Genomic DNA, 6,650 nt, shown 5'->3' with positions numbered 1-6,650 from the left:
GTTCCGGGCTGGCCGAGCGGGCTGGCGGGCTGGAAGCCGCGCAGCTTGCGCAGCCGGGACCCCGCGCCTGCCGTCTGCCGCCTGCCCCGCAACCGCAGCGCCAGCTGGACGTCCGCCAGGATCTCCGCGGCCGCCTGGTCGCTGAGCACCCCAGCGTCGGTGAGTGCCTCGGCGGCGCGGCGGACGCGGCTGGTGTCGCCGTTGGCGGCCGGGCGCAGCGCGGACTCGGCGAGCAGCCTGAGGTACGTTTCGGCGCGATCCGCGTATGACCCTTGGCGATGCCCGCCGGCGGGCGGCGTGCGTGCGCTGTGCACGCTTTAAAGGTAAGGGCGAAAGGGCGGCGCCCGGCCTGGTGGACGGGGGAAAGTAAATCCAGGCCGGGCGCCGCGGGCGCCCGGACAGCCGGGGAAACCGTCCGGGCACCGGCCGGGCGGCTGGAGCGGGAACTCGCCGCCTGGCGCTCAAAGACGGGGAGATAGGTACGCTCGCCCCGTATTTAGAATTCTTCGTCATTTTCATGCGAGCTCGATGAGAACTTCCTTAAAGGTAGCTGTATATGAGGAGTTCTTTCGCCGCGAGGGCTGTATAAGAGCGTGGTGCCCGCGACGGCCTCGTCGCTCGCGACGGTTTCCCTGCCCGCGACGGCCTGGGCCGGGACGCGGACCGATGACCAGACGCGGACGATGTCTCGCATGGACAGCAGGCCAACGACCTCATGGCCCTCCACGACCACGAGATGCCGGAAACCGCCGTGCACCATCGCCGCCGCGGCGTCCTCGAGGGTCCACTCGCGCGACGCGAAGACCAGGTCCTGCGTGCAGTGCTGTCCCGCGGTCTCGGTGTCGGGGCTCTCGCCGGCGGCCACGGAGTTGAGGATGTCCCGCTCGGTGAGGATGCCCACGCCGGAGTGTTCGGGGTTGACGACGACCGCGGCGCCGACGTTTCTTGCCGCCATCATGCGGGCGGCCTCTCGAAGTGTGTGCGCGGGGCCGATCATGAGAACCCGCTCGGACATTCCGTCTGCCACCTTCATGGCGCATCACCCCCATGGGATTACCTTGCGGTGTTCCGTGCGCCGACTCTGGTTGCATTTGTCCAGCTAGAGGACGCACGCAGCGAGCTTGTGAACTTGTGATACCCGTTCTCGACTTGCGAAACGCGTTCGTAACGCATTTGCCCTGGAATGTTCAGTCGCCGGCATCCCGGCGATAGCCGGTTATTGAAAATAGGCCCGGGCCGAACCTGGTCAGGGTTTTGTCAGCTGTGCGAGAACCTCGTCGTGCAGGTGGCCGTTCGTACAGACAACGCTCCCGCCCTCTGGGGTCGCCGTGCCGGACAGGTCGGTGAACCGGCCGCCCGCCTCCTCCACGATGACCTGGATCGCGGCGACATCCCACAGCGAAACGTCCGGCTCCGCCGAGATATCAACCGCCCCCTCGGCGACCAGCATGTGCGACCAGAAGTCGCCGAAGGCCCTGGTCCGCCACACCGACTTGGCCAGCCCCATGAAGCCGCCGAGCAGGTCTTTCTCCGCCCAGCCGCCGATGCCGGAGTAGGAGAAGGAGGCGTCGCCGAGGTTGGTCACCCCGGATACCTGGCACCTGCTCGCTTTGGTCAGGCTGCGGCCGGTCCACGCCCCGCCGCCGGCTGCCGCCCACCAGCGGCGGCTCAGCGCCGGCGCGGACACGACGCCCACGACGACCTCGGGGCCGTCCATCAGCCCGATGAGCGTCGCCCACACCGGTACGCCGCGGACGTAGTTCTTGGTGCCGTCGATCGGGTCGATGACCCAGCGCCTGGGGCCGACGCCGGTCTGGCCCGACTCCTCGCCGAGCACGGCGTCCCGCGGCCGCGCCCTGCGCAGCACGTTCCGCAGCGAATCCTCGGTGGCGCGGTCGGCGTCGGACACCGGCGTCAGGTCAGGCTTGGTCTCCACCCGCAGGTCGAGAGCCCGGAACCGGCGCGTCGTGATGTCGTCGGCGGCATCAGCGAGAACGTGCGCGAACCGCAGGTCATCGCCATAACTTCCCACCCGCGAAACGGTACCGTCTATGACGTCCCGGAGACCAGCGCCGGAGCTTTCCCGTGCGGTGCGGTGCGCGGCCGCGTCATAATCGTGTCGATGGACGCACCCTTCAGCAATCTTCCCGACCGGCTGCGCCCGTTCGTCAGGGATGGCCGGATCACGGCGCTGCCCGCCAAGCGCGCGGTCCGCCTGCTGCTGCTCGACCTGGTGGCGCAGGCATTCGAGCCCGGCCGCCGCTACCCGGAGTCCGAGGTCACCGAGATACTCAAGGCTCTGTACGACGACCACGCCACGCTCAGGCGATACCTGATCGATGAGGAACTGATGTCGCGGACGCCGGACGGCACCTACTGGCGTTCCGGCGGCACCGTCCCGGTCCGCTAGGACCCGTCGGCGGAGTCGCGGCTGCGGAGCAGGCGGCGCAGGGAGTCAAGGCGGGCCTCGGCGTGGTGCTCGGCCGCCCAGGCGTCGAGGGCGCAGTCCTCGGACAGGTGGTCGCAGCCCGGCGGGCAGCCTTCGGTGCCCTCGGCCAGGTCGCCGAAGGCCTCCACCACGCGCTCGACCGAGACGTGCCCGAGTCCGAAGCTCCGTACGCCGGGGGTGTCGATCAGCCAGCCGGGATCATTGGCCCGGGACGTCGCGAACGGCGGGAGCCGCAGCGCCACCGCGGAAGACGACGTGTGCCGGCCACGCCCGGTCACCGGGTTGACCACGCCGACGGCCCGGCCCGCCTCCGGCACGAGCTCGTTGACCAGCGTGGACTTGCCGACTCCCGACTGGCCGATTAGCACGCTGATCCGGCCGTCGAGCGCCCGGCGCAGCCGGGTCATGGTCTGCGGCGACAGCGGCTGCCGGGTGCTGACCATCGGCAGGCCGAGCGGCCGGTAGAAGGCGCGCACCCGGCGCGGGGACGCCAGGTCGGACTTGGTCAGCACGAGCAGCGGGTCAAGGCCCGCGTCGTACGCGGCGACCAGGCACCGGTCCACGAACCTGAGCCGGGGCGCCGGGTCGGCCAGCGCGCAGACGATCACCATCTGGTCCGCGTTCGCCACGACGATCCGCTCCAGCGGGTCGGTGTCGTCGGGAGACCGGCGCAGCACGCTGGTCCGCTCCTCGACCCGGACGATCCGCGCGAGCATCCCCGGCTCGCCTGACGTGTCGCCCGCCAGCGCTACCCGGTCGCCGACCACGACCGAGTTGCGGCCGAGTTCCCTGGCCTTCATCGCGGTCACCATCCGGCCGCCGCCGGGGATGCCGGCGTCGCCGGCGTCGCCGTCGTCGATCAGGCAGCCGTACCTGCCCCGGTCCACGTTGACGACGAACGCCTCAGTGGCGCCTTCGTGCGCTGGGCGGCGACGGGTCCGCGGCCGGGAGCCGCGGCCCGCGCGGACCCGGACGTCATCCTCGTCTCGGTAGCTGGAACGGTTCCTCAGGTGCCTGACTCCCCCCGGACCATCGAAGACCACAGGGCCGTGAAGTCAGGGAAGGTCTTGCCGACCGTGGCCACGTTCGGCACTTCGATGCCGCCCGTGGCGAGGCCGAGCACGGCGGCGGCCATCACCATCCGGTGGTCGTCGTAGCTCTCGAACGCCTGCCCTGGCGAAGCATGCAGCGGCCGCGGCCGCACCGACAGGCCGTCAGGCAGCTCGGTGACGTCCCCGCCGAGTGCGTTGATCTCCTTGGCGATCGCGGCCAGCCGGTCGGTCTCCTGCGCCCGGGTGTGACCCACCCCGGTGAACACCGAGGGCCCTGAGGCGAGGGCGGCGGCCGAGGTCAGCGGGAGGCACAGTTCCGGGATGTCGCGCAGGTCGGCCTCGATCCCGTTGATGACCCCGGACCCTGTCACGGTCAGCCCGTCGGGGCCAGGCGTGCAGACCGCGCCCATCCGGGTGAGCACGTCCAGAATCCCCGCCGAGGCCTGGAGGCTGTCGGCCGGCCAGTCAAGCACGGTCACAGCACCGCCGGTTACCAGCGCCGCCGCCAGGAACGGCCCCGCGTTGGACAGGTCAGGCTCCACGGTGAAGTCGCCGAGGCGCAGCCGCCCAGCGCGCACCCGCCACAGCGATGGCCGCGGCGACCCGTCGGCCGAGACTTCCGCGCCCGCGCCGTGGAGCATCCGCAGCGTCATCTCGATGTGCGGCAGCGACGGCACCGGCGGCCCCTCGTGCCGGACCTCTACCCCGCGATCGAAGCGGGGCGCCGCCAGCAGCAGCCCCGATACCAGCTGCGACGACCCTGAGGCGTCAAGCGTCACGGCGCCGCCGCGCACCGAACCCGGGCCGTGCACGGTGAACGGCAGCGCGCCCCGGCCGTCGTCGTCGATCGGCACGCCCAGCGTGCGCAGGGCGCCGAGCAGCGCGCCGACCGGCCGTTCCCTGGCCCGCGGGTCACCGTCGAACGCCACAGGCGCCGCGGAAAGCACGGCCGCCACCGCCGGCAGGAACCGCATGACCGTCCCCGCGTTGCCCACGTCGACGGTAAGAGGCGCCACGGAACCGGAGTCATCCGGCGGCGGGGAGACAGCCAGGTCCGTTCCTGATTCTGAAATTGAGCAGCCCAGGACCCGCAGCGCCGCTACGGCGAGGGACGTGTCGCGAGCCCGCAGCGGGCCGCGCAGCAGCGACGGGGAGTCGCTGAGGGCGGCGAGCACGAGGGCACGGTTCGTGATCGACTTGGAGCCAGGCAGCCGCAGCCGGGCGCGCACCGGTCCCTCCGCGGCAGGGCAGCGCCAGCGTCCGGAATCCATGGCCCCGAGCGTAGCGGCTGGCACGGACTGGTCCGCTGACCGTTGCGGGTTTGGCCGCGGCGTTTTCCGGTTATGAAGTGCCAATCCGGCTTGTACTGTGCCATTTGGGAAGGGTTGTATGTGCGGTCGCTTCGTCTCCGCTCGCAAGCGCCTCGAACTCCTCGAGAAGTTCGCCGCTGAGCGTGACAGCGTGGGCGAGGACCGCAACCCCGACTACAACGTTGCCCCGACGAAGCGGATCTACACGGTCAGGGAGCACGATAACGAGCGCGAACTGCGGCTGGTGCGCTGGGGCCTGGTCCCGCCGTGGGCCAAGGACACCAAGGGCGGCGCGCGGATGATCAACGCGCGCGCGGAGACGGTCGCGGTAAAGCCGGCGTTCCGCAGCGCGTTCAAGAGGCGGCGGTGCATCATCCCGGCTGATGGCTACTACGAGTGGCAGACCGTGGACAAGGCCAAGCAGCCCCATTACATATACCGAACGGACGGTGGAATCCTCGCCTTCGCCGGCATTTACGAGCTGTGGCGGGACGAGTCGGTGCCGGAAGACCACGAGAACGCGTGGTTCTGGTCCGCGGCGATTATCACCACCGACGCCACCGACGACATCGGCAGGATTCACGACCGGACTCCGATGGTGATAACGCCGGACAGCTGGACGGACTGGCTTGACCCGGCAAATAACGATAAAGAACTGCTACTCGCGACAATGCAGCCCGCCACATCCTCGGGGGCGGGCGGCCTGACGTCGTACCCCGTTTCTACGGCCGTCAACTCTGTTCGGAACAACGGTCCAGCCCTCGTGGAGCCGCTTGGCGACGCGGGTTCGCTGGCCGGAGGGCCTGGTTCCGGCAATGACAGGGAGCGGCCGCCCGAGTTCTGAGTCCGCGGCGCGCTGCAGGGCCGGCCTTGCGCCGTGACCCCGCGCAGCGCACGCGGCGGGAAGCGAGGACTTCCGTGGAAATTACCGTCGCCCGCAAGCGCCTGGAGGAAATGCGCGACGACCTGGACCGGACGGTTCTGGTACTGCGCGGTGAACACCCGCTGTCCAGGGGCGGGACCGCGGAGGCGGGCGACGCTGGCGCGAACCTGACCGAGGCCGACCGCAATGAGGCGGCGGTGCAGTCGGCGGTTGAGCACCGCACGGCGGTGCTCGCGGCGCTCGCGCGGGTCGACGACGGCAGCTACGGGCGCTGCGTGGACTGCGGCCACGAGATCCCTGAGCCACGGCTAGAGGCCCGCCCCGCCACCCCGAGATGCGTGCCCTGCCAGTCGAAACTCGACCGTCGCCGCCGGTTACGGGCAGGGGAGTCCGGGGGGATGTGCCTCCCGGTGCGGGGGTTCCAGGGGGTCGCCCCCCAGGCTAGCAGCGCCGTGCGCAGGTGATCAGTTGTGCTCCTACCGAGTCATCGGAACGGGCCCGTAGCTCCGCCTCAACCAGCGCGCCGAAACTCCCCGGCTCGCGGGCCAGCAGGTAGCTGACCGTCCGGGGCGAGAACACGGTACGCGGCCTTATCCAGTCGACCTCGAGCCCGCCGCTCGTGAAGAGCTCGCGCAGCTGCTCGGCGCCGTAGCACCGGGTGATGGTCTCGTCAGGCCACGGCACGAGCACCACGTCGGCGTTGGGTACGTCGATCAGGTGCGGCCAGCGGTGCTGCTCGGCGAGCACGGCCATGCCGAAGGTGAGCGAGTCCACGCAGGCGAGCACCTGCCCGCCAGGGCGCAGTACCCGCGCGATCTCGGCCACGAGCGACTCGGCCGCCAGGTGCCGCGACAGCGTGCCGTCCTCGGCGATGACGCCATCCGCGCAGCCGTCGGCGAGGAACTCGAGCCCCCAGCCGTCGGCGGCCACCATGCGCAGCGGGCCGCGGCCTGGTG

General features: G+C 70.6%; 8 protein-coding genes and 1 pseudogene. 3 read left to right on the top strand and 6 right to left on the bottom strand.

The genetic code is table 11. The features are described from left to right. The 3 genes from WA805_RS24005 to hisN form a co-directional block, all read right to left on the bottom strand. Nucleotides 1-314, bottom strand: a 314-nt coding sequence (locus WA805_RS24005) for a hypothetical protein (RefSeq protein WP_425243463.1), incomplete at its 3' end; no start/stop codon positions are given. Nucleotides 315-496: 182 nt separating this feature from the next. Beyond that, a complete protein-coding gene (locus tag WA805_RS24000) occupies nucleotides 497-1,033 on the bottom strand; it encodes a cyclic nucleotide-binding/CBS domain-containing protein (RefSeq protein WP_425243462.1) in 537 nt (178 codons plus the stop codon). A 213-nt stretch (nucleotides 1,034-1,246) separates the two neighbouring features. Further along, entirely contained in the window at nucleotides 1,247-2,032 is a 786-nt protein-coding gene (hisN, locus tag WA805_RS23995) for a histidinol-phosphatase (RefSeq protein ID WP_422274233.1), read from the bottom strand. 90 nt (nucleotides 2,033-2,122) lie between these two features. Between hisN and WA805_RS23990 the strand changes: the two genes are divergently transcribed. Continuing rightward, entirely contained in the window at nucleotides 2,123-2,410 is a 288-nt protein-coding gene (locus WA805_RS23990) for a DUF2087 domain-containing protein (protein WP_422274235.1), read from the top strand. Here the strand turns inward: WA805_RS23990 and rsgA are convergent. Both rsgA and aroA read right to left on the bottom strand, forming a co-directional pair. After that, the gene (gene rsgA / locus WA805_RS23985) at nucleotides 2,407-3,492 is read right to left on the bottom strand and encodes a ribosome small subunit-dependent GTPase A (RefSeq protein ID WP_422286179.1); all 1,086 of its coding nucleotides are present in this window, start codon (nucleotides 3,490-3,492) and stop codon (nucleotides 2,407-2,409) included. The two genes, WA805_RS23990 and rsgA, sit on opposite strands and share 4 nt — an antisense overlap. Then, nucleotides 3,456-4,772: a 3-phosphoshikimate 1-carboxyvinyltransferase gene (gene aroA, locus WA805_RS23980; protein ID WP_422339256.1), complete on the bottom strand. Its 1,317-nt coding sequence runs from the start codon at nucleotides 4,770-4,772 to the stop codon at nucleotides 3,456-3,458. Before aroA ends, rsgA begins: the two co-directional genes overlap by 37 nt. 118 nt (nucleotides 4,773-4,890) lie before the next feature. Between aroA and WA805_RS23975 the strand changes: the two genes are divergently transcribed. Then, nucleotides 4,891-5,655 (top strand): SOS response-associated peptidase, encoded by a 765-nt coding sequence (locus WA805_RS23975; RefSeq protein WP_422274241.1) that lies wholly within the window; start codon nucleotides 4,891-4,893, stop codon nucleotides 5,653-5,655. A gap of 74 nt (nucleotides 5,656-5,729) precedes the next feature. Beyond that, nucleotides 5,730-6,158, top strand: a complete 429-nt coding sequence (locus WA805_RS23970; protein ID WP_422339257.1) for a TraR/DksA family transcriptional regulator — start codon at nucleotides 5,730-5,732, stop codon at nucleotides 6,156-6,158. Here WA805_RS23970 and WA805_RS23965 read toward each other — a convergent pair. Then, nucleotides 6,136-6,650 (bottom strand): annotated as a pseudogene (locus WA805_RS23965) (class I SAM-dependent methyltransferase); the annotation flags it as partial. The gene WA805_RS23970 and the pseudogene WA805_RS23965 overlap by 23 nt on opposite strands.

Source organism: Trebonia sp., from assembly GCF_049794275.1.
Lineage (GTDB): Bacteria > Actinomycetota > Actinomycetes > Streptosporangiales > Streptosporangiaceae > Trebonia.
This window is presented reverse-complemented; position numbering and strand designations above follow the sequence as displayed.